Genomic DNA, 26565 nt, shown 5'->3' with positions numbered 1-26565 from the left:
ATGAGAGGTAACCTTCTTTTTATAATTATTGTACTTCTATTACTTTATTTACTTTTTGTAACGGTTTGTAACCGTGTGCTTCAAATGCTTTTGCAAATTCATTTGATACGGCAGTGTCATATAAATCTTTTGCAGCTTGTACGATATGAGATTGAAGTGATTCAAAGTCTTCAGCGGAAGTTGCATAATTTTGCAATGCACGCATAACAACTTTACTTACTTTTTCATTTCCTTGTTTTTGAACAGCAACACCGTTATATGTTTTACCTTCAGCTAATTGATATAATACGTGACTGATAATACCAGAATTCACGTGTGATTCTTGATTATTACCATCGTTATAGAAATCTTGTAAATTTGTATATAATTTATGACCGCCGTCACCAATTTCCCTTGGGATATCACGAATTGTTAGGTCACCTAATGTATCGCCCATAATCCAGTTTCCTTTATCTTTCTTTACGTAATATTCGATTTGTGTACCCCAGAAATCCGCTAATCCCTCGTTTAGTGCAGATGTTTCAGCGCTTGGATATCTCACGACTTTATTTTTCGTCGTGCCACTGAATACAGCATGTCCAAATTCATGAGCTGTTACATCAAGAGCGGATGTTAGTTTTCCGCCTAAACCATCACCAAATACCATTTGGTTCCAAGCGGGATGCCAAAATGCATTTACATAGTCTTCTTTTACACCATCACTAACTTCAGTAGAATCAAAACCGTGTACACTAGCAACAACTTTTGAATCTTTATTGTCGTAACTTTTTAGATTATGTTCTTTTTTAAAGTAATCGTAAATATCACTCATATTCTTCATAGCGCCCGCGGCTTCTTTATCTGCAAAATTAGGATTGCTACTTGAAATTAGTGTCCCTGGATAACCAGCTTGACTATATCCTCCGAGGGAATCGGCGTAGTTTGCATTATAAATATAAATACCATTTCCGCGTGATAAATCCGCTAAATAAAATTTCCCATCAGTTCCTTTGGCAATATTGAAAGAGATGTTTTCTTGAAGTGCATTTTTCCCAGTTCCTTGCTCACTTGCAGGGGATAATCTAGGTGATGTTACTTGATTTATAGTCTTATTCTCTTTGTTTTTAATGAACTTTTCTTGGAAAAGTACTTCGCCAGTTTTTAGATCAACGATAGCATTGCCGTTTATAATTTGTTCATTGTTTTCATAAGTAAATGTAATAACAGTTGCGAATGTATAATAGCCATCTTTTTTCTTATAAACAACGGTTTCGCTAGAGAATTCTGTCTCAACTGCATCACTTGGAATTTGAACTATATCGCGTAATTTAGATTTTACTTCATTTTTCGACAAAAAATTTGTTATAGTAAGATTAGGTTGTTGATTTAAATTCTGAACAACTTTACCACTAACAGTTGTGATCACTCCATTTTTATCTACTTTTACAATGAGATCTTGGCCATATACTTTATAGTTTTTATATGTTTGTGCAAGGCGAACTTCGGTTTGATTTTCTTTAGTTTCTTTATTTGTAGGTTGGAAATCTACATTTTTTTCAGTAGTGACTTGTTCTTGTTGAGCTTTCGCCCCATTTACCTCACCTTTTAAATACTTTTTAGCAATATTTTCTTTCGTATCATTTTGAGGTTGTGTTAATTTCCCGATTGTTAAACCAGGCTGAGCAATTTCAACTTTGACTGCACTTTTGTCTAACTCTTGAGCATGAATAGCTTCTGTTGATAAAGGGCAAAGAAGACCGAATGTAACGAAAGCACTAGCAAGTTTTCTATAATTCATCTATAACACTCCTAATCTATTATTGTATGTGAGATGAATTGTATGAAAAATTTGCCGAATTATATATATATTATGCATTATTTCATATCAAAAATTGTCGAATTCACATTATTGTAGTGGTATGACAACTTAAAAAATTAGATTGTTATAATGGGATGGTGAGTAAGTATGCACGCAGAAAAATTAGGAAGTGAAATTAAGAAAATTAGGGTGATGAGAGGATTAACACAAAAACAGTTATCCGAGAACATATGTCATCAATCGGAAGTAAGTCGAATTGAATCGGGCGCGGTATACCCAAGTATGGATATATTGCAAGGTATTGCAGCAAAATTACAAGTTCCCATCATTCATTTTTATGAGGTACTTATTTATTCTGATATTGAGAGGAATAAGCAGTTAAAAGATCAAATTATTCTGCTTTGTAAGCAAAAAAAATATAAAGAAATTTATAATAGAGTATGCAATGAATTGAAAAAGGAAGAATATCATCCCGAGCTTCAGCAATTTCTTCAATGGCAATATTATGTAGCTGCTTACGTATTGAAAAAAATCGATTACGAATATTGCATTTTAGAATTAAAGAAATTGCTCAATCAACAACTGGTAGGAATAGATGTATATCAGAACCTTTATATTGAAAACGCAATTGCAAACATTTATGCTGAAAACGGCTATTTGAAGCAGGGTATTGATTTGTTTGAAAATATATTAAAACAATTAGAGGCATTGCATGATAATAAAGAGTTTGATGTGAAGGTGAGACATAATCATGCAAAAGCATTATACATAGACAATCAATACGAAGAAGCGCTTTGTCACGCAAATAAAGCCATTGACCTATCTTGTCGAATTAACAGTATGACATTGATTGGACAGTTATACTTTCGAAAAGGTGAATGCTTAGCAAAACTTGGGTGTGATAGAGCAGAAATTGAAGATGCTTACGAAAAAGCATGCTTCTTTTTTGATATATTAGGAAACCATGAATTAAAAGAATCACTTATAAAAAAAATGAAGAAATAAAAAAGACATAAAGAACAAATATGCATAATTGCATAAAGTCTGGATAATTTTTCATGATATATTTAAAGAAAAAATGCGGGTGATGGAATATGAAAAAACTACTTATTGGTAGTTTACTAACGTTAGCGATGGCATGGGGTATTTCATTAGGAGATACAGCATTAGAGAAAAACCAAATAATTTCTCATAATAATCAAGAGATACAATTAGCTAATGAAGTACCTTTTGAGTTCTAAAAAACAACCGTCTTACTTAGACGGTTGTTTTTTTATGGAGTAACATCCAAACGTCTTTACTAGAAACAGGTTTGCTAATAAAGAATCCTTGAATGTGATCACAATTTTGTTTATGTAAAAATTTCCATTCTTCTTCTGTTTCTACACCTTCTGCAATCACTTCTAAATTTAGTTCTTTTGATAGTGTAATAATGGAAGAGACAATTGCTTCTTCTAAAGGGCTAGTTGTAATTCCACAAATAAACTCTCGAGCGATTTTTAATGTGTTGATTGGATATTTTGTTAAATAAGCTAAAGAACTATAACCAGTTCCAAAGTCGTCGATTGAAATTTGAATACCGAGATTTTGAAGTTGTTCTAGTTTTGCAACTACAGATTGATTTTGATTAATTGCGATGCTTTCCGTAATTTCAATATCTAGTGCTTCTGGTTTCAGTTCTGTTTCTTCCAACACCTTTGAAATAGTTGGGATTAAATCTGCATGGTTAAATTGAACAACAGATAAATTTACACCAACTTTTAAGTGAGAAAAACCTTGATTATGCCATCTTTTTGCCTCTAAGCAGGCAGTACGTAAAATCCAATTGCCAAGTTCAATAATAAAACCAGTTTCCTCTGCTAGAGGGATAAATTGGGCAGGAGATACGATACCGAGTTTTGGATGCTTCCAACGTATTAATGCTTCAAAACCGATAATTTGTTTTGTTTTTGTGCTTACTTGTGGCTGGTATTCAAGGAAAAATTCATTTTGTTGTAATGCTTTTGAAAGTTCACCTTCTAAGAATTGAATTTCATTTTGAGCGATACTCATTTCTTTTGAGAAGAAAACAAATCTGTTTTTTCCATTTGCTTTCGCACGGTACATAGCCATATCAGCATTTTTCATTAACTCATTTACATTAGTTCCATAATCAGGGTACATCGCAATTCCGATACTTGGTGTAATAGAGAGTTCTTCGCCTTGAATGAAGAATGGTTTGTTTAAAATAGTTAAAATCTGTTCAGCTATAAAAATTGCACTTTTTTCTGAGTACATTTCTGGTAATAGAATTGTAAACTCATCTCCACCTTGGCGAGCGACGATATCTTTTGAACGCAAGCAACCGCGTAATCTTTTTGCTACTTCAATTAATAATAAATCTCCGACGTCATGACCAAGTCTATCGTTAATTTTTTTAAATCGATCTAAATCAAGGAATATGACGGCAACATCATTTGCGTTAGTTTGGGCTGTATTTAAAATGGCTTTTAAATCTTTTTCGAACTTTCGGCGATTTGGTAATCCAGTAAGTGCATCGTGAAAGGCTAAATGCTCTACTTGTTTTTGTTTTTCATATAAAGTTGTAATATCACGCGCTATCCCAAACATTCCGACCACTTCTTTGTTTATAAAAGTAGGGATAAGTGTAATATGAAGATAATAATAATAGCCTTCTTGTTCTTTTGTACGAACTTCTAACGTTTGTGGCCTACCTTCCTTTGTTATTTGTAAAGCCTTCTTCAGTAGTTCGTGGTCTTTTGAATCAATGAAGTGTAGCAGAGAATAGCTTGCCACTTCGCAATAATAGGCAGTAAATAAGCTTTCGCATGCCTTATTAGATTGTTGAAAAATGCCATTCATATTTAAAGAGAAAACGGCATCGGGATGATCTTCGAATAAAGACTTATAGCGTTGTTCACTTTTTGATAATGCAAATGCACCTTCTTCAACTTCGTCCTCTAGTTGTGTAGTCAACTGTTCATATGTAAGGATTAGTGCTTGATTATCTTTCCACATGTAAAGTTGCCGCAAGAATAACAAAATAAGTGATAATACGAGACCAATTAACATAAATTTATCATCCCAAGGTTGAATGATAATAAAGGAAAAAGTAATAATTATACTAAAATAAGGTAGTATAAAACGTACATAATCGAATCGATAATATTTTGCTTTCGTTTCATGTTGCATTGGTTTATCCAAGATATATAGTATGGAAGAAAGTCCAATTAATAAAATAGAAGCAGTGTGTATTAAATAATTAAATTCAGGAGAAGTTTTCATCCCAAAATTTAATTGAAACAGATGAATGTAACCGTATACGAGTATAATAGTGAAACCGATAATTAATGCGATTCTACTCGAAGAATATTGTTCTCTTCTATATAGACTAATAACGGCGTAAATTACTAATGATTGTGCAATGAAATAGCCAATTAAAATCCAAGTTTCCTTTGTTAACATACGGAAGTTTGAAAGGTCCAAGATAAAAGTTAAAGTGAAATAAATGTTCATAATAACAATAAAGATGCTATCGAATGAAAATTGAGCAAGACCCTTAATAGAGTAAATTTTTATAAACTTTATAGCAAATCCAACAAAGAGTAAAACATATTGTATGATAAAAAAAGGTAATGCTTTATATGAGAATATAACTTGCTTATGAATAGAAAGTGAAGGAAGAAATAAAGTTATCTCCATAGCTAACCCACATAGACAAGTACATAATAATAAAATCCAAAATAATTTATCACCATGCGTCATTTTTCTAATCGCTTTACATAAGCAATAGCAAGAAAAAAGTGCAGCGAAACAGAATAAGAAAAGAATCCCGATTTCTTTTATATTCGTCTCATTTGGTATAAGGAATATCCAAAGAGCAAATATAAATATGTATATTATGACAGATTGTATATACTTTTTTTGATTAATCATATTGTGACTCCGTTTCAATAAAGTTGAATCTCGGGGAGAAAATGCTAATTTAAATAATAGCATATAAAATAGAATATTTTTTACTATAAAAATTACTTTTTTGAAAAAATGGTGCAAAGTTACAATTTACCACTGTAACTTTGCACCACCTATTCTTTTCATTCCTCTTATAGCAGAAAGTTCATCTATTAATTGGAATAGTGCTAAGTCTTTTTGTTTACTTTCAATCATAATATCGAAATTATGATTGTTTTTTTTCGCAATGTGTAAGAAAGGCTTAATAAACTCTAAATCGATATATTCAGCATGGGCCCTAAATTCTTTTTCCGATCTCGGGGAGGAAATGTGAACTTTAGGAGAGATATTTGTATGTGACCAAGTTTCAAAAATTGCAGGAAGCAACTCTTCTAGTGGTTCTTCGCAAAGATTGGCCATATGATGATGATAATCAAATACAAATGGGATATTTTCTTTTTTGCAAATTGATAAAGTTTCAGCGGTTGTATAGGTTTTATCATCGTTTTCAAGAGTCATTTGTTTTTTTATATGTGTAGGAAGTTTTTTTATGTTTTCATGGAAGCGCTCAATTGCCTTTTCTTTATTTCCATAGGCTCCACCTACATGAATATTAATGTAAGAAGAATCTGCAATGCCTATAGCATCCAATATTTTATAATGATAAGTCATATCCGTAATAGCGTTAGTAGTAATATGTGGTTTGTCGCTTGTAAATAGCGTAAATTGATTCGGATGAAAACTTATTCGTAAATTGTGTTCTTTAATTAAAGCCCCTATTTTATGCCAAAGTGGTGTGAATACCCCAATATAGTCAAACTCGACTTCGGGATGTGTTGCAAGTGGGACGATGGAAGACGATAGGCGATATAGTGGGATTTCATGTGCTATATTGTAATGAAGGATACGTATTGTGTGCTCTAAATTTTGCCTTATAATATGGTACAGTTTGTCTTCTCGTTCTTGCTTGCTAAGTTTCTTAAAGCTTGTAAACGTCATTGTTTTGGCAGGAGAACAGTCCCAGAGTGCCATTGCATGTGAGACATATCCAAACCGTATAATCATATGAGATACACCTCTTTTATTCATTGTCTTTCCTATAAAAAGAAAGCAAACATTGTTCCAATCCATTCCTTTCCTCTATCGATAAGAGAAGGCGGGTTTACATCGCTATAGGAAAGTACGGATGCATTCTCTAGATCTTCATGGAATTTATTTTTTACTGTTTGAATGAAATGTTTATTATATAACAGGCAGTTTATTTCATGATTAATATATAAACTTCTCATATCAAAGTTTGCCGTTCCGATATCACAAATATCATCGTCCACTATAATAATTTTGGCGTGAAAAAACCCTTGTTGAAATGCATAAATATTGCAACCAGCTTGTATTAATTTTCGGCAGTACGGGAATTTTGCTTCCCGAACGAGAGGGTGATCAGCTTTTTCTGGAACAAGAATTGTGATTTGAACCCCTCTTTCTCTTGCTTTTAATAAGGCATTCATAATTTTTTTTCCAGGAATGAAATATGGTGTACCGATACAGATTTCTTTTTTTGCCGCGTTAATTAAATGTAAAAAAGTATGCTGTAAATAAGCACCATCAGTCGGAATAAATTGATGCAGGATGGTACCTGGTTGTTGTTTTGGAAAATAAAGAGAAGCATCCAATAAATTCTGTTTCGTATCATCAAACCAATCATGTAAAAATTGCTTTTGTAAATCTTGAACCCCTTCTCCTGTAAGACGTAAATGATAGTCTCGCCATAATCCTAAGTGTTCATTATGCCCTAGATACTCTTCGCCAATATTAAATCCCCCGATATAGCCGGTTTTCCCATCAATCACTGTAATTTTTCTATGATTTCTTTGATTGGCAGAAAAGAAAGGAAGAGGAAATTTTACCTTATGACAAAATGAAAAAGATACACCATGTTTTTGCAGGGAGCGAATAGCTTCGTTTGATAAAGAATGGCTGCCAAATCGATCAAGTAAAAGTCGTACTTCAATTCCTTCCTGAGCCTTATCAATCAACAATTTTAAAAATTCACGACTGATTTTATCGTTTTTTACAATGAAGAATAAAATATGAATGTGGTGCTGTGCTTGTTTTATGTCAGTAAATAAAGCGTCATATAAATCTTTCCCGTATGTATAAAGGCGAAAATCACTTTGACGTAAAGGGAAAGTGCGAGAGCTTACTCGTTTTAAATGAAGAAGTCGCCCGTATGAAAGGTCAATTGTAATCCAAAGAGCAACGGATATTAACAAAAGAGATAAGTAGAGCATCAGTGAATTCCCTCCTTCGCATTCTTTTCACCTTCAGTGTGTTACAAATGATATGGGTAGCACGGCTGTTATTATAAATTTCTTTAGAGGATAGATGTTGTACTGGTTAAAGTTTCACTTTATCCCGTTTTAACGGGCAGTAAGCTTCCCACCTCAAAAACTGTTGGATAAGTAGAAGTTAGTTTGGAAATCAACTGCCCGTAAAAGCCCGATTGGTTCAACTAATAATCAGCGGGGGAAGAACCGCCCCTACTGATTAAAGTTTCACTTTATAGTTTCACCGAAATAAACAGCTTTATGAAAAAATGTGTTGTTCTATAACAAAAAACTGTTGACTGAATGCTCACTCATTATATAATGGGGATAGGGGATATAATTCAGAAAATTATATATTTTTGAAGATTCAAAAAGAAAGAGGGCTTACAAAGAGAGGGGTAGCATAAAAATGAATAGCTTACTGATTATTAATTGGCTGGCTGCCATTGCTGTTATTGCTTATGCAGGATATTTGTTTGTATATCTTATACGAACGAGAATGGCCTACATACAATTAGGAAAAAAAATTGAGTTTGACCGTCGTTTTAAAGAGCGTTGGGATCTCCTTAAGGTCAATGTTTTCGGTCAGAAAAAGCTGCTGAAAGATAAGAAAAGCGGCATCATTCACGTTATGTTCTTTTACGGATTTATTCTTGTCCAATTTGGAGCAATTGACTTCGTTTGGAAAGGACTCGCACCAGGATCACATCTTCCACTTGGACCACTATACCCTGCATTTACATTCTTCCAGGAAATTGTCACACTTGTTATTTTAATTGCAGTATTTTGGGCTTTTCATAGACGTTATGTAGAAAAGCTTGTTCGTTTAAAACGTAACTTCAAATCAGGTCTTGTTCTTATCTTTATCGGTGGTTTAATGATTTCTGTGCTACTTGGTAACGGTATGGGACTTATATGGCATGGCGAGGAGCTTTCATGGAGTGAACCAATTGCTTCTGCAATCGCTTACGTTTTTAGCGGGATAAATGAAACCGTAGCCATTTCAGTGTTCTATTTTTCTTGGTGGGTGCATTTACTAATTTTGTTAACGTTTTTAGTGTATGTTCCACAATCAAAACATGCGCATTTAATTGCAGGACCAGCTAATGTATTCTTCGGTCGTCTTTCAAACCCAGGAAAGCTTGAAAAGATTGATTTTGAAGATGAAACGCAAGAAACATTTGGTGTTGGTAAAATTGAAGACTTTAGACAAAATCAACTTATTGACTTATACGCTTGTGTAGAGTGTGGCCGTTGTACAAATATGTGTCCTGCAACAGGAACAGGAAAAATGTTATCGCCGATGGACTTAATTTTAAAACTTCGCGATCATTTAACTGATAAAGGAGCTGCGGTAACATCAAAAGCACCGTGGGTTCCAGTAGTTGCCTTCAATAATACACAAGGAAATCAGTTAGCGATGATGGCAGCTGGAAAAGGACAACAAGAATCAGCGTCTACAACGCTCGCTTACGATCCGAGTTTAATCGGAGATGTTATTACAGAAGAAGAGATTTGGGCATGTACAACGTGTCGTAACTGTGAAGATCAATGCCCAGTTATGAATGAGCATGTTGATAAAATTATTGATTTACGTCGATATCTCGTTTTGACTGAAGGGAAAATGGACGCGGAAGCACAACGCGCGATGACAAATATCGAGCGTCAAGGAAATCCGTGGGGGCTGAACCGTAAAGAGCGTGAAACATGGCGCCAAGGTGATGACGAAGTAACAGTTCCAACTGTAAAAGAAAAATCAAAAGCTGGGGAGGAATTCGAGTATTTATTCTGGGTTGGTTCAATGGGATCATACGACAATCGTAGTCAGAAGATTGCGATATCGTTTGCGAAGTTAATGAACGAAGCAGGCATTTCATTCGCAATTCTCGGTAATAAAGAAAAGAATTCTGGAGATACACCACGCCGCCTTGGAAATGAATTTGTATTCCAAGAGATGGCGACAAAGAATATCGAAGAATTTGAAAAGGCAGGAGTGAAGAAGATCGTTACGATTGATCCTCATGCTTATAACACATTTAAAAATGAGTATCCGGACTTTGGCTTGCAAGCAGAAGTCTATCATCATACAGAATTGTTAGCTCAGTGGGTGAAAGAAGGGCGCTTAAAGCCTGTTCACGCTATTGAAGAAACAGTTACGTACCATGATTCCTGTTATTTAGGAAGATACAACGAAGTGTATGAAGCGCCACGTGACATTTTGAAAGCGATTCCTGGAGTGAATCTTGTAGAAATGGCACGTAACCGTGAAACGGGAATGTGCTGTGGCGCAGGTGGTGGCTTAATGTGGATGGAAGAAACAACAGGTTCACGTATTAACGTTGCTCGTACAGAACAAGCATTAGCTGTACAGCCATCGATTATTGGTACAGGTTGTCCATATTGCTTAACGATGATCAGTGATGGAACGAAAGCGAAAGAGGTAGAAGAGAAAGTTCAAACTCTTGATGTGACAGAGATTTTAGAACGATCTGTTATCGGACAGAAAAAAGAAGCGATGTAATTTGTAAGAATGTATACAACTTTAGAAAGAGGTGCAATGATTGCACCTCTTCTCAACGTAGGGATACCGAGCGAGCGCTCAGTGTTAAAAAATGAAATGGGGGAAAGAAACATGAGTAAAACAGTTATTTTAAGTGCTGCAAGAACACCAGTTGGAAAATTTGGAGGATCTTTAAAAGATGTAAAAGCGACGGAACTTGGAGGAATTGCAATTAAAGCAGCGCTTGAAAGAGCAAATGTTGCGGCTAGTGATGTTGAAGAAGTTATATTTGGAACGGTTATTCAAGGTGGACAGGGGCAAATTCCATCGCGCCAAGCTGCGAGGGCTGCTGGAATCCCTTGGGAAGTGCAGACGGAAACAGTGAATAAAGTTTGTGCATCAGGACTTCGTGCGGTTACGTTAGCGGATCAGATTATTCGTACTGGCGATCAATCACTGATTGTAGCCGGCGGTATGGAGTCGATGAGTAACAGTCCTTACATTTTACGCGGAGCAAGATGGGGATACAGAATGGGTAACAACGAAGTTGTTGATTTAAACGTTGCTGACGGTTTAACATGCGCATTTTCAGGTACACACATGGGCGTTTATGGCGGAGAAGTTGCGAAGGAAGATGGAATTTCTCGCGAAGCGCAAGATGAATGGGCATATCGTAGCCATCAGCGTGCGGTTTCAGCGCATAAAGAAGGGCGTTTTGAAGAGGAAATCGTGCCAGTAACGATTCCGCAAAGAAAAGGCGATCCTATTGTCGTTGCAAAGGATGAGGCGCCACGTGAAGATACAACGATTGAAAAGTTAGCAAAGTTAAAACCTGTATTTGATAAGACAGCGACGGTGACAGCTGGTAATGCGCCGGGACTAAATGATGGTGGTGCCGCACTTGTATTAATGAGCGAAGACAGAGCGAAGCAAGAAGGAAGAAAGCCATTAGCGACAATTTTGGCGCATACAGCAATTGCAGTGGAATCTAAAGATTTCCCAAGAACGCCAGGTTATGCAATTAACGCATTGCTTGAAAAAACAGGCAAGAAAATTGAAGACATCGATTTATTCGAGATTAATGAAGCATTTGCAGCGGTAGCAATTGCAAGTACAGAAATCGCAGGAATTGATCCGGAAAAATTGAATGTAAATGGCGGCGCGGTAGCGATGGGACATCCAATTGGAGCAAGCGGAGCGCGCATTATCGTTACACTAATCCATGCACTTAAGCAGCGCGGCGGCGGAATTGGAATTGCTTCGATTTGTAGCGGTGGCGGTCAAGGGGACGCAGTGATGATTGAAGTCCATTAATTAAAGTTCGAGGGTATAAAATTTATTAACAATTAAGGGGGAAGAAAAAATGGGTGTACAAAACATTGTTGTAATTGGTGCAGGGCAAATGGGATCAGGAATTGCACAAGTATGTGCAATGGCAGGATATGACGTGAAGGTACAAGATTTAAAGCAAGAGCAATTAGATAGAGGAATGGCTATCATTACGAAAAACTTAGCGCGCCAAGTAGAAAAAGGACGCATGAAGGAAGAAGAGAAGGAAGCGACATTAAATCGTCTTACAGTAACGCTTGATTTAGATTGTGTGAAAGAAGCGGATCTTATTATTGAAGCAGCTGTTGAGAAAATGGATATTAAAAAGAAAATCTTTGCGAATCTAGATGAAATTGCTCCAGAACACGCAATTTTAGCGACGAATACGTCATCTCTGCCAATTACAGAAATTGCAGCGGTAACGAAGCGTCCGGAAAAAGTAATCGGTATGCACTTTATGAATCCAGTTCCAGTTATGAAGCTTGTTGAGATTATTCGTGGTTTGGCTACCGATGATGCGGTATATGAAGCAATTGAAGATATTACGAAAAAAATTGGGAAAGTACCAGTTGAAGTGAATGATTTCCCAGGTTTTGTATCAAACCGCATTTTACTACCGATGATTAACGAAGCAATTTATACGTTATATGAAGGTGTAGCGACGAAAGAAGCAATTGATGAAGTCATGAAGCTTGGTATGAACCATCCGATGGGGCCTTTGACACTCGCTGATTTTATCGGTTTAGATACGTGTTTATACATTATGGAAGTGTTGCATGAAGGGTTAGGAGATAGTAAATATCGCCCATGTCCATTATTACGTAAGTATGTGAATGCAGGATGGTTAGGGCGTAAAACAGGTCGTGGATTCTACGTTTACGAATAAATGCCCCCTTTGTTACAACATAGTGGTCTTACCAAATTATTTAAAGGATATATAGCAAATGGAGGCGGAATATATGAACTTTCGTTTTAATGAAGAGCAGCAAATGATGAGGAAAATGGTTCGGGATTTTGCACAGAAGGAAATAGCCCCCTTTGTTCCTAGTATGGAACAAGGGGTGTTCCCGAAAGCGATTTTGCAAAAGATGGGTGAGCTTGGATTAATGGGTATTCCAGCGCCTGCAAAATACGGCGGGGCAGAAATGGACTTTATTTCTTACATTCTAGCAATTGAGGAAATCTCAAAGGTAAGTGCAACAGTTGGTGTAATTTTAGCTGTACATACGTCAGTTGGAATGAATCCGATTTTATATTTCGGAACAGAAGAACAGAAGAAAAAATATGTTTCTAAACTTGCAACCGGGGAATATTTAGGTGCATTTGCTTTAACAGAGCCAAATGCAGGATCAGATGCAGGGAGTTTGAAATCAAGAGCTGTGAAAAAAGGTGATCATTATATTATTAATGGATCGAAAGTGTTTATTACAAATGGTGGTGAAGCAAGTACATACATTGTATTCGCTTCTACAAATCCAGAGGCAGGAAAAAGTGGTATTTCTGCATTTATAGTAGAGAAAGATACACCTGGTTTAATCATTGGAAAAGATGAACATAAGATGGGACTTCTCGGTTCTCGTACAGTACAACTTACTTTTGAAGATATGAAAGTGCCAGCTGAGAATTTACTTGGGGAAGAAGGACAAGGATTCAAAGTGGCGATGGCGAATTTAGATGTTGGGCGAATTGGAATCGGTGCGCAGGCGTTAGGAATTGCTGAAGCGGCGCTTGGCTGTGCAATTGATTATGCGAAAGAACGTGAGCAATTCGGAAAACCAATTGCGGCGCAGCAAGGGATTGGCTTCAAGCTTGCAGATATGGCAACAAGTGTCGAGGCAGCAAGGTTACTCGTATATAGAGCGGCATCTCTTAGGGCACAAGGATTACCATGCGGTAAAGAAGCATCTATTGCGAAATTATTTGCTTCTAAGACAGCGGTTGAAGTCGCGATTGAGGCGGTGCAAGTATTTGGTGGTTACGGTTATACGAAAGACTATCCAGTAGAACGATTTTTCCGTGATGCGAAAATTACGCAAATATATGAAGGAACAAGTGAAATACAGAAACTTGTTATTAGCCGTGCTTTATAAAAGGGCGAGGGGGAGACGGAGATGCATTTTAAACTATCAGAAGAGCATGAAATGATAAGAAAAATGGTTCGAGATTTTGCTAAAAATGAAGTGGCACCAACAGCAGCTGAGCGTGACGAAGAAGAGCGATTTGATCGAAAGTTATTTGATCAAATGGCAGAGCTTGGTTTAACTGGTATTCCATGGCCTGAAGAGTACGGCGGAATTGGAAGCGATTACTTAGCATACGTAATCGCTATTGAAGAATTATCTCGCGTTTGTGCTTCAACAGGTGTAACACTGTCTGCGCATACTTCACTTGCGGGATGGCCAATTTTTAAATTTGGGACGGAAGAGCAAAAGCAAAAGTTTTTACGACCGATGGCTGAAGGGAAGAAAATTGGTGCATACGGCTTAACGGAACCAGGATCTGGATCGGATGCTGGTGGAATGAAGACGATTGCTAAAAGAGATGGAGACCATTATGTATTAAATGGATCAAAAATATTTATCACTAATGGTGGTATTGCTGATATTTATGTTGTTTTTGCGCTAACTGATCCTGAATCGAAGCAGCGCGGTACGAGTGCATTTATTGTAGAAAGTGATACACCGGGATTTTCAGTTGGGAAGAAGGAGAGCAAGCTAGGGATTCGCTCTTCACCAACGACTGAAATTATGTTTGAAGATTGCCGTATTCCTGTAGAGAATCTACTTGGAGGAGAGGGGCAAGGGTTTAAAGTTGCGATGCAAACATTAGATGGAGGTCGTAACGGTATTGCGGCGCAAGCTGTTGGTATTGCACAAGGGGCTTTAGATGCTTCTGTAGAATATGCAAGGGAGCGCCATCAGTTTGGAAAACCAATTGCGGCGCAGCAAGGGATTGGCTTTAAACTTGCGGATATGGCAACAGATGTAGAAGCAGCACGCCTTTTAACATATCAAGCGGCTTGGCTTGAATCAGAAGGGCTTCCGTATGGAAAAGAATCAGCGATGTCAAAAGTATTTGCAGGCGATGCAGCGATGAAGGTGACGACTGAAGCGGTGCAAGTATTTGGTGGTTACGGTTATACGAAAGATTATCCAGTAGAGCGTTATATGCGAGATGCAAAGATTACACAAATATATGAAGGAACACAAGAGATTCAGAGGCTTGTAATTTCTCGTATGTTAACGAAGTAGGAACGAAAGCGTAGGTATTTTCCTACGCTTTTTCCTTCCAAAAAATAATAGAGAGAGGTGAAGGGAATGGTTAAACATAATGTGCATGCATCGGTGAAAGATGAAAAATTAGTTGCGTTAAGACGTGAACAAATGATTAAAGGTGCGGTGCAACTGTTTAAACAAAAAGGATTTCCGCGTACAACAACGAGAGAGATTGCAAAAGCGGCTGGGTTTAGTATAGGGACACTTTATGAGTACATTCGTACCAAAGATGATGTTTTATATTTAGTTTGTGATAGTATATATGAACATGTAAAAGAAAGATTAGAGGAAGTAGTGTGTACAGAAAAAGGGAGTATAGAAAGTTTAAAGATAGCAATAACGAATTACTTTAAAGTGATGGACGAATTACAGGAAGAAGTATTGATAATGTATCAAGAGGTACGCTTTTTACCGAAAGAATCACTTCCGTATGTATTAGAAAAGGAGTTTCAAATGGTAGGAATGTTCGAGAATATTTTAGAACAGTGTACGGAAAATGGAACATTTACATTAAATAAAAAAGAAATACAGCTTCTTGCGCATAATATTTTTATACAAGGACAGATGTGGGGATTTAGACGCTGGGCGCTGCAAAAACTGTATACGCTCGAAGAATATACAGAAATGCAAATTAGGTATGTATTGCAAGGGGCCCATATGCTTCCGAAATAAGGAACAGACAAATTATAATTTTACTACCCTATAAAAGTTTCCCGTTTTTTTTGTAGCATATTTGTGCGACTTTTGTTTATAATGAATAGTATGGATTTTTTTAAGCAGGCCGTTATATATAAGGTTATATTTGATGAAAGGAAGTGCCGCATAAGTGGATTTTAAGCAATATTCACCAGAAGAGCTAAAAGAATGTTCAATGATTGAAGTTGTACATAGCGTTTTAGGGGATAAAAAACAAGCAACGACATTCAACGAGTTGGTTCAAGAAATCGCTCAAGTGCTGGGACTATCTCAAGAGCAAGTTAATGCGAAAATCGCACAATTTTATACAGACTTAAACATCGATGGACGTTTCATTAATTTAGGAGAAAATCGTTGGGGACTACGCAGCTGGTACCCATATGAGCAAATTGATGAAGAAATCTTGCCTCAACCAAAACCGAAGAAGAAACGTAAAGTTGAAGAAGACGGTTTTGACGACTACATTGAAGAAGACGAAGATGACTTCGACGATGCAGACGTAAGTGAAGATGAAGACGATGTAGAAGATTTGGACAAGGTTCTTGAAGAAGAAGACGGAGATGACGACGATCTTGATGATTTAGACGAAGATGACGACGACTTCGCTGAAGAAGAACTTGAGTATGATGAAACTGAAGAAGAAGAAGAGGAAGAACTGTAGTTCTTGACTTTTCATTATCGTCCATGTAGAATCATTTTTGGGCTCTTTAAAAAAGGACGATAATACTTTTAAAGTGTAAATATAAAAGAAAATTGCTCCCTACTTATTACTTTTTGTGATGAGGGGAGCAATTTTCTTTTTTGTTTTTTGTTTAGAAAATAAAAAGAGTCTAACAATAAGATGGATACAGTGTTATCTACATACGTTGCGCTTTGCAACGGTGATTATATAACAACAGAGTAGAAGGGAGCTTTTTCATGACTAAGTATATTTTTGTAACAGGCGGTGTAGTATCGTCTTTAGGAAAAGGTATTACAGCAGCATCTCTTGGAAGACTTTTAAAAAATCGTGGTTTAAACGTAACGATTCAAAAGTTTGATCCATACATTAACGTAGACCCAGGGACTATGAGCCCATACCAACACGGTGAGGTATTCGTAACAGATGATGGCGCTGAAACTGACTTAGACCTTGGTCACTATGAGCGTTTCATCGACATTAACTTAAACAAATACAGCAACGTAACAACAGGTAAAATTTACTCTTCAGTTCTTCAAAAAGAGCGTCGCGGTGAATATTTAGGAGGAACAGTTCAAGTTATTCCTCACATTACTAACGAAATTAAAGAGCGCGTATATCGTTCTGGCCGTGAAACAAATGCGGATGTTGTTATTACAGAAATCGGTGGAACTGTTGGTGATATCGAGTCTCTACCATTCTTAGAAGCAATCCGTCAAATTAAGAGCGACATCGGTCGTGACAATGTAATGTACATTCACTGTACGTTAATCCCATACTTAAAAGCAGCGGGTGAAATGAAGACAAAACCAACACAACATAGTGTTAAAGAACTTCGTAGCTTAGGTATTCAACCAAACATTATCGTTGTTCGTACAGAAATGCCTGTTTCTCAAGATATGAAAGACAAGCTTGCATTATTCTGTGACATCGATACAAAAGCAGTTATCGAAGCTCGCGATGCAGATACTTTATATGCGGTTCCATTATCTCTTCAAGAACAAAACATGGACCAAATCGTTTGTGATCACTTAAAATTAGACAATCCAGCTGCAGATATGACAGAGTGGACTGCGCTAGTTAACAAAGTGCGTAATCTTTCTAAGAAAACAAAAATCGCTCTTGTTGGTAAATATGTAGAACTTCAAGATGCTTATATTTCTGTTGTAGAAGCACTTCGTCATGCTGGTTACTCATTCGACACAGATGTAGAAGTAAAATGGGTAAATGCTGAGCATGTAACAGCAGAAAACGTAAAAGAATTAGTTGGCGATACAGATGGTATCCTTGTACCAGGTGGCTTCGGCGATCGTGGTGTAGAAGGTAAAATCGTTGCGATTCAATATGCTCGTGAAAACAAAGTTCCATTCTTAGGAATTTGCTTAGGTATGCAACTTGCATCAATCGAATTCGCACGTAATGTATTAGGTTTAGAAGGTGCTAACTCTTCTGAAATCAACCCTGACACACCATATGCAATCATCGACTTATTACCAGAACAAAAAGATGTAGAGGACCTAGGTGGTACACTTCGTCTTGGTCTATACCCATGTAAGCTTGCTGAAGAAACAAATGCTTACAATGCTTATAATGAGCCGGTTGTATATGAGCGTCATCGTCATCGTTATGAGTTCAACAATCAGTTCCGTCCGGATATGGAAAAAGAAGGATTTGTATTCTCTGGTACAAGCCCAGACGGCCGTCTAGTTGAAATCATTGAATTAAAAGACCACCCTTGGTTCGTGGCAGCACAGTTCCACCCAGAACTTGTTTCTCGTCCAAACCGTCCACAACCATTGTTCCATGACTTCGTAAGAGCTTCTATTACGAATAAAGAGAGCAAGTAATAAAAAAAGCGCCTGAAATAAGGCGCTTTTTTTAATATTCATTTAACATTTCATCGATTGTAAATTTGATTCCGTGATAAGCAAATAAAGCTACTATTAAACTTGGGAATCCGTAGCGATTACCTTCATCGTCTGGAATAAGACCTTTTAACAGTTTTGTATCAATATGTACGTCTGTATATCGTTCGAGTGATTCCGTACCTTCTTGAAGAGCAGAAATGCCGACAATAGAGTGTCCATCTGCTTGTAGTCTTTTTGCTATTGCTACAACTTCTTCATCTGTTGAAAAACGGCTAATAAGAAGTACACGATCTGCAGAAGTTACTTCTACTTCTTTACCATTTTCAAATAATCGTTTTGCTTGCTTCATTGGTTCAGCACCGAATAGTGCTTCAGCAACGACACCCTCCATTTCATTTGTACCATGTAAATAAATGAAACCTTCGCCAATTAATGCTTGAGCAAGTAGACGGGCGCTATCTTCTATATTCATTTCCTCTTTTTGAGAAACTCTGGAGAAATAACCACTTAATTGAGTTGAAAAAATTTTTAACATAATGTTACTCCCTTCGTACGTGTTTACCGGCTTTCATTATAGTGTATTTTTTTAGAAAGGTGAAATTGAATGGTGGCATAACAAAATAGGAAACGGTAAAATAAGAAAGAATAGGAAGGAATTTGCCAAAGAATAGCGAAAATTAATCGTTAAGATATAAGAAGCTTTAAATCTTGTACTTACACAGAAAGGTTGGGAGTTATGGAAGGGAAAATTTTAATCGTTGATGATCAATATGGCATTCGTGTGTTATTACATGAAGTGTTCCAAAAAGAAGGTTATCAGACATTCCAAGCAGCAAATGGATTTCAAGCTTTAGATATCGTGAAAAAAGATAATCCAGATTTAGTTGTGTTAGATATGAAGATTCCAGGTATGGATGGTATAGAGATTTTAAAGCATGTAAAAGAAATTGATGAGAGTATTAAAGTAATTTTAATGACTGCTTATGGAGAGCTTGATATGATCCAAGAAGCAAAAGATTTAGGTGCTTTAATGCATTTTGCTAAACCATTTGATATTGATGAAATTCGTCAAGCTGTGAGAAATGAGCTCGCTGTAGAGGCGTAAAAATGAATTTTTTATAAAAAATATGGAAAAAAGCGTTTACATGGACTATTGTGCAGGTGAATACGGTTGAGTTTTTGAGTACAAGTTGTTATCCTATTGAGTGTAGAAAAAAGTCCGGTATGTATATATACATATTTTACCTTATTCTGGTCATACTACCAGCGATAAGAACTTATCGGATACAAAAAACGTTTTTTAGGAGGATTCACCATGCCTTTAGTTTCTATGAAAGAAATGCTAAACAAAGCACTAGAAGGAAAATACGCAGTTGGTCAATTCAACATGAACAACTTAGAGTGGACTCAAGCTATCTTAGCTGCTGCGGAAGAAGAAAAATCTCCTGTAATCCTAGGTGTATCTGAGGGTGCAGCTCGTCATATGACTGGTTTCAAAACAGTTGTAGCTATGGTTAAAGCTTTAATCGAAGAAATGAACATCACTGTTCCTGTAGCGATTCACCTTGATCATGGTTCAAGCTTCGAAAAATGTAAAGAAGCAATCGATGCAGGTTTCACATCTGTAATGATCGACGCTTCTCACCACCCATTCGAAGAAAACGTTGAAACTACTAAACAAGTAGTAGAATACGCACACGCTCGTAACGTATCTGTTGAAGCTGAGCTTGGAACAGTTGGCGGACAAGAAGACGACGTAATCGCTGAAGGCGTAATTTACGCTGACCCAGCAGAGTGTAAGCACCTTGTTGAAGCAACAGGTATCGATTGCCTAGCTCCAGCTTTAGGTTCTGTACACGGTCCTTACAAAGGTGAGCCTAACTTAGGATTCGCTGAAATGGAACAAGTTCGTGACTTCACTGGCGTACCTTTAGTATTACATGGTGGTACTGGTATCCCAACTGCTGATATCGAAAAAGCTATCTCTTTAGGTACTTCAAAAATCAACGTAAACACTGAGAACCAAATCGAGTTTACAAAAGCTGTTCGTGAAGTATTAAACAAAGACCAAGAAGTTTACGATCCTCGTAAATTTATCGGACCTGGCCGCGACGCTATCAAAGCAACTGTTATTGGTAAAATTCGCGAATTCGGTTCTAACGGTAAAGCGTAAGAATAAAATTCCGTTTTGGAAACCGTCTAGTCTTTTAGACGGTTTCCTTTCGTTGTATAATGAAAGCGTGAACAAGTCTAAAGATTTTATCATTTTTGTTTTTAAATAGAAAATAATGTGCATATTCCTATTAATAAATGTGATAACGTATCTAAATTGATAAAGTGCATTCGATGAATAGTTGATCTTTATCTATTCGTGCTACAGGAGAAATGAAGATAATGGTTTCCTATTTATTGAGTTTTGGGATGGAAAGAGTAATTGAGATTCTTAAGGGGAGCTTTCTATAAAAAGATAGAAAGTAAATACATTCACAAGAAGGGAGCTCAATATGGAAAAATTGCTAATTGAAGGCGGAAGAGCTTTAAATGGAACAATTCGAGTAAGTGGTGCAAAGAACAGTGCCGTTGCATTAATTCCAGCGACAATTTTAGCAGATACTCCAGTAACTATTGGTGGTGTCCCTAATATTTCGGACGTGAAAATGTTAGGAGACTTACTAGAGGAAATTGGAGGGAAAGTAACTTATGGACAGGAGGAGGAGATGGTAGTCGATCCTTCTAACATGGTTGCAATGCCTTTGCCAAATGGAAAAGTGAAAAAATTGCGCGCTTCTTATTATTTAATGGGTGCAATGCTTGGCCGTTTTAAAAAAGCTGTTATTGGGCTTCCGGGTGGATGTCATTTAGGACCGAGGCCGATTGATCAGCATATTAAAGGGTTTGAAGCGCTAGGTGCACATGTTACGAATGAACAAGGTGCCATCTATTTAAGAGCAGATAAGCTACGCGGGGCACGTATTTATTTAGATGTTGTTAGTGTAGGAGCTACGATTAATATTATGCTAGCAGCTGTACGAGCAAAAGGTAGAACTGTTATTGAAAATGCAGCGAAAGAGCCTGAGATTATTGATGTAGCTACATTGTTAACAAGCATGGGGGCACGTATTAAAGGTGCTGGTACAGATGTAATCCGAATAGATGGTGTGGACTCTTTACATGGTTGTCACCATACTATCATCCCAGATCGTATTGAAGCTGGTACGTATATGATTCTAGGAGCTGCATCAGGAGGAGAAGTAACGGTTGATAATGTTATTCCTCAGCATTTAGAATCAGTTACTGCAAAGCTAAGAGAAGCTGGTGTTCAAGTTGAAACGAACGATGATCAAATTACGGTGAACGGTAATAGAAAGTTAAAAGTAGTTGATATCAAAACGCTTGTATATCCAGGTTTTCCAACAGATTTACAACAGCCGTTTACGACGCTTTTAACAAAGGCGCACGGAACGGGAGTTGTAACAGATACGATTTACGGTGCCCGTTTCAAACACATTGATGAATTACGTCGTATGAATGCTCAAATTAAAGTAGAGGGTCGTTCGGCAATTGTAACTGGTCCTGTGTTACTGCAAGGTGCAAAAGTGAAGGCGAGTGATTTACGAGCGGGAGCGGCACTTGTTATTGCAGGATTAATGGCAGATGGAATTACAGAAGTAACAGGACTGGAGCATATTGATCGAGGTTATGAGAATATAGTGGACAAGCTTAAAGGGCTTGGAGCAAACATTTGGCGAGAACAAATGACAAAGCAAGAAATTGAAGAAATGAAGAACGCATAAGTGATACTTCCGCAAGGGGAAGTGAAGCATCACTACTTGCGGAAGTACACTTTATAGAAAAACACGGTTCACAAAATACGGCAGAAATATAAAGACTTAAAGGAGAGGGATTATCGTGGAGAGAAGTTTATCTATGGAGTTAGTACGTGTAACAGAGGCTGCAGCTTTATCATCAGCGCGTTGGATGGGGCGCGGGAAAAAGGATGAGGCAGACGGTGCAGCAACATCAGCTATGCGTGATGTATTTGATACAATTCCGATGAAAGGGACAGTTGTAATTGGTGAAGGTGAGATGGATGAAGCACCAATGCTATATATCGGAGAGAAATTAGGTACAGGATATGGACCACGTGTAGACGTTGCGGTTGATCCTTTAGAAGGGACAAACATCGTAGCAGCTGGTGGCTGGAATGCTCTTGCTGTTATTGCAATTGCAGACCACGGTAATTTGTTACATGCCCCTGACATGTACATGGATAAAATCGCGGTTGGCCCAGAAGCAGTTGGGGCGGTCGACATTGATGCGCCTATTATTGATAACTTACGTGCAGTTGCGAAAGCGAAAAATAAAGATATTGAAGATGTTGTAGCGACAGTTTTAAATCGTCCACGTCATCAAGAAATTATCGAAGAAATTCGTAAAGCTGGTGCTCGCATTAAATTGATTAATGATGGAGATGTAGCTGGAGCGATTAATACAGCGTTTGATCGTACAGGTGTAGATATTTTATTTGGATCTGGTGGAGCACCTGAAGGTGTATTAGCAGCAGTTGCTTTAAAATGTTTAGGTGGAGAAATTCACGGAAAACTATTGCCACAAAACGAAGCTGAATTAGCGCGTTGTAAAAAAATGGGTATAGAAGACATTAATCGTATCCTTCGTATGGAGGACTTAGTAAAAGGTGACGATGCAATCTTTGCAGCAACAGGCGTAACAGATGGAGAACTATTACGCGGTGTTCAATTTAAAGGTAGCGTAGGAACAACGCAATCCCTTGTTATGCGCGCAAAATCAGGCACAGTACGCTTCGTGGATGGACGTCATAGCTTGAATAAAAAACCAAACTTGGTTATTAAATAAAAAGCGTAAGCAGCTCGTTCAGAATGGGAGGGGGATGGAGCTTCTGACGAAGAGGCGTTTTGTGCCTCGCAGGAAGGGGTGAAATGACTGATCCTTCTAGACACCGGAGCTGGATTAAATAAAAAGTGCAAGCGGCTCGTTCAGAATCGCAGGCTATTTGGAGCTCTCGACCTTGAAGCGCTCTTTGCTTCGAGTGAGAGAGTGAAATGGTCGACTTTTCTAACTATCGGAGCTGGAACTAAATTAAATAAGAAGCGAAGACAAATTTTCTTGTCTTCGCTTCTTGTATTTGTGTTCCAACGTATTGATTAAAACTAGATAAAAGGGTTACAATAGTGAATATTACCCTACTTGAACTTATTGCCTTTCATTATTAATTATTTGCCTTCCGTATTTTTTCCCTTTACCCATGAAAAAAGAGAATAACGTTAAAGTGTGGTGTCTGAATGAATTTGTCAATTGCAGCATTAGAAAACATGAAATTAAAAGAGTTATACGAGCTTGCGAAAGAATTTAAGATTTCGTATTATAGCAAGTTAACGAAAAAAGAGTTAATTTTTTCTATTTTGAAAGCTCGAGCAGAAAAAGAAGGTTTCTTTTTCATGGAAGGCGTATTAGAAATTATTCAATCAGAAGGATTTGGATTCCTACGTCCTATCAACTATTCTCCAAGCTCAGAAGATATTTATATCTCAGCTTCGCAAATTCGTCGTTTCGATTTACGTAATGGAGATAAGGTTTCTGGTAAAGTACGACCTCCGAAAGAAAATGAACGCTATTTTGGGTTATTACAAGTTGAAGCTGTAAACGGAGATGATCCAGATTCAGCAAAAGAGCGTGTGCATTTCCCTGCATTAACACCATTATACCCAGATCGCCAAATGAAATTGGAAACGGAACCTAAAAAGTTACCGACACGCATCATGGATTTAATCGCACCAGTTGGATTTGGACAACGTGGTTTAATTGTTGCGCCTCCAAAGGCTGGTAAAACAAGTCTATTAAAAGAAATTGCACATAGTGTTACAACAAATCATCCGGAAGCAGAATTAATTGTACTTTTAATTGATGAGCGTCCAGAGGAAGTAACAGACATTGAACGTTCTGTTAAAGGAGATGTTGTAAGTTCTACTTTTGATGAAGTACCAGAAAATCATATTAAAGTAGCTGAGCTTGTGTTAGAACGTGCGATGCGTCTTGTAGAGCACAAGAAAGATGTTATCATTTTAATGGATAGTATTACCCGTTTAGCTCGAGCTTACAACCTCGTTATTCCACCAAGTGGTAGAACATTATCAGGTGGTATCGATCCAGCTGCCTTCCATAGACCGAAGCGTTTCTTTGGAGCTGCGCGTAATATTGAAGAAGGCGGTAGCTTAACAATTTTAGCAACAGCCCTTGTTGATACAGGATCCCGTATGGACGATGTTATTTACGAGGAATTTAAAGGAACTGGAAATATGGAACTTCACTTAGATCGTTCATTAGCTGAACGTCGTATCTTCCCGGCGATCGATATTCGTCGCTCTGGTACACGTAAAGAAGATCTATTAATTCCAAAAGAACATTTAGACAAGTTATGGGGCATTCGTAAAACAATGCGTGATACACCAGACTTCGTTGAAAGTTTCTTACGTAAGCTTCGTCAAACGAAGACAAATGAAGAGTTTTTACAAAACATTGTTGCAGACTCAAAAAGGTATGTAACAACTAAGTAAAGGGAAAAAATCAGGACTCGCTTATTTTATAGTAAGCGAGTTTTTTATGCTGTTTAGGTGATATTAAAGAGAGAGAGAAGTGAGAGAAACTTAGCCAGTCAGAGCTAAACGAGCCGTCTCCACTTTAAGATAATATCCAGCTTCAGCGGCTAGAATGGTCGGTGGCTTCGCGTCTTCCTACGAGGCAAAAAGCGCCTCTACGTCAGAAGCTCCATCCCCCTCCCATTCTGAACGAGCCGCTTGCGCTTTTAAAATTAAAAAGACAAAAACAGGTAGTTGCAAAATGAAGTTAGCCTTGTTATAATTTCATCATATGTGTTTCATCAATATAGTTGTGTATGCAGCTGAAGATGAAAAACTCTGTTTCGAAAATGATTCAGGGCGGAAGGAGATGAAAAGAATGAAAGCAGGAATTCACCCAGATTACAAGAAAGTTGTATTCATGGACACAAACACAGGCTTCAAATTCTTAAGCGGATCTACTAAAGGATCTAACGAAACTGTTGAGTGGGAAGATGGTAACACTTATCCATTACTAAAAGTTGAGATCAGTTCTGATTCTCACCCATTCTACACTGGACGTCAGAAGTTTGCTACTGCAGACGGACGCGTTGACCGCTTCAATAAGAAATACGGTCTTAAGTAATAAAAACATAAAACAGGCAAGTGTATGTATTCGCTTGTCTGTTTTTTTTGCGAAAATATTATACCTTTACCCTACTTTTAACTGAAAAGTAGATGAAAGGAGAGCTTCATGTACTTAATAAATCAAAATGGCTGGATTGAAGTGATTTGCGGTAGTATGTTTTCTGGCAAGTCAGAAGAGCTAATCCGCCGTGTGCGCCGTACGCAATTTGCAAAACAACATGCAATTGTATTTAAACCATGTATTGATAATCGATATAGTGAAGAAGATGTAGTATCACATAATGGATTAAAGGTAAAAGCAGTTCCTGTTTCAGCTTCAAAGGATATATTTGAACATATTACAGAAGAGCTGGATGTTATTGCAATCGATGAGGTGCAATTTTTTGATGGGGACATTGTGGAAGTGGTGCAAGTATTGGCAAATCGTGGCTATCGTGTCATTGTAGCTGGTTTAGACCAAGATTTCCGTGGTCTACCATTTGGACAAGTTCCTCAGCTGATGGCGATTGCTGAACATGTAACAAAACTACAAGCAGTATGTTCTGTATGTGGATCTCCAGCAAGTCGTACACAACGATTAATTGATGGAGAACCAGCGGCATTTGATGATCCAATTATTTTAGTTGGAGCTTCAGAATCGTATGAACCGCGTTGTCGTCATTGTCATGCAGTACCTGCAAACAAAGATAAGTAAAACTCGCTGCGCAAGGCGGGTTTTTTTCAAAATAGAGAGAATGAGCGGTGTGAGCCGCTTACGCTTTTAAATATATCTAGTTCTGGTGGCTAGCTCTTCGCATCTAAGAACCTTCCGCCCAAAAGGTAAAAAGCACCTTTAGGTCGAAAGAACCTTAGCTGGTCAGAGCTGAAAGAGCCACCGCCACTTTTAAATATATTATCTAGC

At 37.5% G+C, this 26565-nt stretch carries 22 protein-coding genes; 17 read left to right on the top strand and 5 right to left on the bottom strand.

What is annotated here, in order from left to right:
• Positions 1-25: 25 nt before the first annotated feature.
• A complete protein-coding gene (locus tag ACK1U5_RS22315; protein WP_069604710.1) occupies positions 26-1777 on the bottom strand; it encodes a M4 family metallopeptidase in 1752 nt (583 codons plus the stop codon).
• 168 nt (positions 1778-1945) lie between these two features.
• Between ACK1U5_RS22315 and ACK1U5_RS22310 the strand changes: the two genes are divergently transcribed.
• Complete coding sequence (locus ACK1U5_RS22310) at positions 1946-2803, top strand: helix-turn-helix domain-containing protein (RefSeq protein ID WP_000542925.1); 858 nt, start codon at positions 1946-1948, stop codon at positions 2801-2803.
• An 89-nt stretch (positions 2804-2892) separates the two neighbouring features.
• On the top strand, positions 2893-3039 hold the full coding sequence (locus ACK1U5_RS22305) for a quorum-sensing peptide PapR (RefSeq protein ID WP_000734726.1): 147 nt from the start codon (positions 2893-2895) through the stop codon (positions 3037-3039).
• Positions 3040-3055: 16 nt separating this feature from the next.
• Here the strand turns inward: ACK1U5_RS22305 and ACK1U5_RS22300 are convergent, their stop codons facing one another.
• From ACK1U5_RS22300 to cls, 3 genes are all read right to left on the bottom strand, one after another.
• The gene (locus ACK1U5_RS22300) at positions 3056-5734 is read right to left on the bottom strand and encodes a DUF4084 domain-containing protein (protein ID WP_000609934.1); all 2679 of its coding nucleotides are present in this window, start codon (positions 5732-5734) and stop codon (positions 3056-3058) included.
• Between the two features lie 126 nt (positions 5735-5860).
• Entirely contained in the window at positions 5861-6814 is a 954-nt protein-coding gene (gene uvsE, locus ACK1U5_RS22295) for a UV DNA damage repair endonuclease UvsE (protein WP_033685829.1), read from the bottom strand.
• A 32-nt stretch (positions 6815-6846) separates the two neighbouring features.
• On the bottom strand, positions 6847-8040 hold the full coding sequence (gene cls, locus ACK1U5_RS22290) for a cardiolipin synthase (RefSeq protein ID WP_000966427.1): 1194 nt from the start codon (positions 8038-8040) through the stop codon (positions 6847-6849).
• A 445-nt stretch (positions 8041-8485) separates the two neighbouring features.
• On the opposite strand from cls, the gene ACK1U5_RS22285 reads away from it, so the two are divergent.
• The 8 genes from ACK1U5_RS22285 (at position 8486) to pyrG (ending at position 18402) form a co-directional block, all read left to right on the top strand.
• Positions 8486-10597 carry a heterodisulfide reductase-related iron-sulfur binding cluster gene (locus ACK1U5_RS22285; RefSeq protein WP_001086776.1) on the top strand — a complete coding sequence of 704 codons (2112 nt, stop codon included), beginning with the start codon at positions 8486-8488 and terminating at the stop codon, positions 10595-10597.
• Positions 10598-10606: 9 nt separating this feature from the next.
• Positions 10607-11890: an acetyl-CoA C-acetyltransferase gene (locus ACK1U5_RS22280; protein ID WP_002005994.1), complete on the top strand. Its 1284-nt coding sequence runs from the start codon at positions 10607-10609 to the stop codon at positions 11888-11890.
• Between the two features lie 49 nt (positions 11891-11939).
• Positions 11940-12791: a 3-hydroxybutyryl-CoA dehydrogenase gene (locus ACK1U5_RS22275; RefSeq protein WP_000538880.1), complete on the top strand. Its 852-nt coding sequence runs from the start codon at positions 11940-11942 to the stop codon at positions 12789-12791.
• 73 nt (positions 12792-12864) lie between these two features.
• Entirely contained in the window at positions 12865-13995 is a 1131-nt protein-coding gene (locus tag ACK1U5_RS22270) for an acyl-CoA dehydrogenase (RefSeq protein WP_001011165.1), read from the top strand.
• 21 nt (positions 13996-14016) lie between these two features.
• Positions 14017-15156, top strand: coding sequence for an acyl-CoA dehydrogenase AcdA (gene acdA, locus ACK1U5_RS22265; RefSeq protein ID WP_069604709.1), 1140 nt, complete (start codon positions 14017-14019; stop codon positions 15154-15156).
• Positions 15157-15222: 66 nt separating this feature from the next.
• Entirely contained in the window at positions 15223-15852 is a 630-nt protein-coding gene (locus tag ACK1U5_RS22260; protein WP_000238599.1) for a TetR/AcrR family transcriptional regulator, read from the top strand.
• A gap of 154 nt (positions 15853-16006) precedes the next feature.
• Positions 16007-16537 (top strand): DNA-directed RNA polymerase subunit delta, encoded by a 531-nt coding sequence (gene rpoE / locus ACK1U5_RS22255; protein WP_000346280.1) that lies wholly within the window; start codon positions 16007-16009, stop codon positions 16535-16537.
• Positions 16538-16794: 257 nt separating this feature from the next.
• Positions 16795-18402 carry a CTP synthase gene (gene pyrG / locus ACK1U5_RS22250; RefSeq protein WP_000170460.1) on the top strand — a complete coding sequence of 536 codons (1608 nt, stop codon included), beginning with the start codon at positions 16795-16797 and terminating at the stop codon, positions 18400-18402.
• A gap of 31 nt (positions 18403-18433) precedes the next feature.
• Here the strand turns inward: pyrG and ACK1U5_RS22245 are convergent, their stop codons facing one another.
• Positions 18434-18958: a DUF2529 domain-containing protein gene (locus ACK1U5_RS22245; RefSeq protein WP_000912393.1), complete on the bottom strand. Its 525-nt coding sequence runs from the start codon at positions 18956-18958 to the stop codon at positions 18434-18436.
• Between the two features lie 201 nt (positions 18959-19159).
• Between ACK1U5_RS22245 and spo0F the strand changes: the two genes are divergently transcribed.
• The 7 genes from spo0F to ACK1U5_RS22210 all read left to right on the top strand — a co-directional run bounded on the left by spo0F (position 19160) and on the right by ACK1U5_RS22210 (position 26358).
• Positions 19160-19528, top strand: a complete 369-nt coding sequence (spo0F, locus tag ACK1U5_RS22240; protein WP_000398594.1) for a sporulation initiation phosphotransferase Spo0F — start codon at positions 19160-19162, stop codon at positions 19526-19528.
• 210 nt (positions 19529-19738) lie between these two features.
• A complete protein-coding gene (locus tag ACK1U5_RS22235) occupies positions 19739-20596 on the top strand; it encodes a class II fructose-bisphosphate aldolase (protein WP_001131855.1) in 858 nt (285 codons plus the stop codon).
• A 331-nt stretch (positions 20597-20927) separates the two neighbouring features.
• Positions 20928-22217 (top strand): UDP-N-acetylglucosamine 1-carboxyvinyltransferase, encoded by a 1290-nt coding sequence (gene murA, locus ACK1U5_RS22230; RefSeq protein WP_069604708.1) that lies wholly within the window; start codon positions 20928-20930, stop codon positions 22215-22217.
• Between the two features lie 115 nt (positions 22218-22332).
• Positions 22333-23298: a class II fructose-bisphosphatase gene (gene glpX / locus ACK1U5_RS22225; protein WP_000442340.1), complete on the top strand. Its 966-nt coding sequence runs from the start codon at positions 22333-22335 to the stop codon at positions 23296-23298.
• Between the two features lie 446 nt (positions 23299-23744).
• Entirely contained in the window at positions 23745-25016 is a 1272-nt protein-coding gene (gene rho, locus ACK1U5_RS22220; protein WP_001053903.1) for a transcription termination factor Rho, read from the top strand.
• 400 nt (positions 25017-25416) lie between these two features.
• Positions 25417-25662 (top strand): type B 50S ribosomal protein L31, encoded by a 246-nt coding sequence (locus ACK1U5_RS22215; RefSeq protein ID WP_000643433.1) that lies wholly within the window; start codon positions 25417-25419, stop codon positions 25660-25662.
• 108 nt (positions 25663-25770) lie between these two features.
• On the top strand, positions 25771-26358 hold the full coding sequence (locus tag ACK1U5_RS22210) for a thymidine kinase (RefSeq protein ID WP_000280859.1): 588 nt from the start codon (positions 25771-25773) through the stop codon (positions 26356-26358).
• The last annotated feature ends 207 nt before the right edge of the window (positions 26359-26565 follow it).

It is taken from the genome of Bacillus sp. XB1 (assembly GCF_053557995.1).
This window is presented reverse-complemented; position numbering and strand designations above follow the sequence as displayed.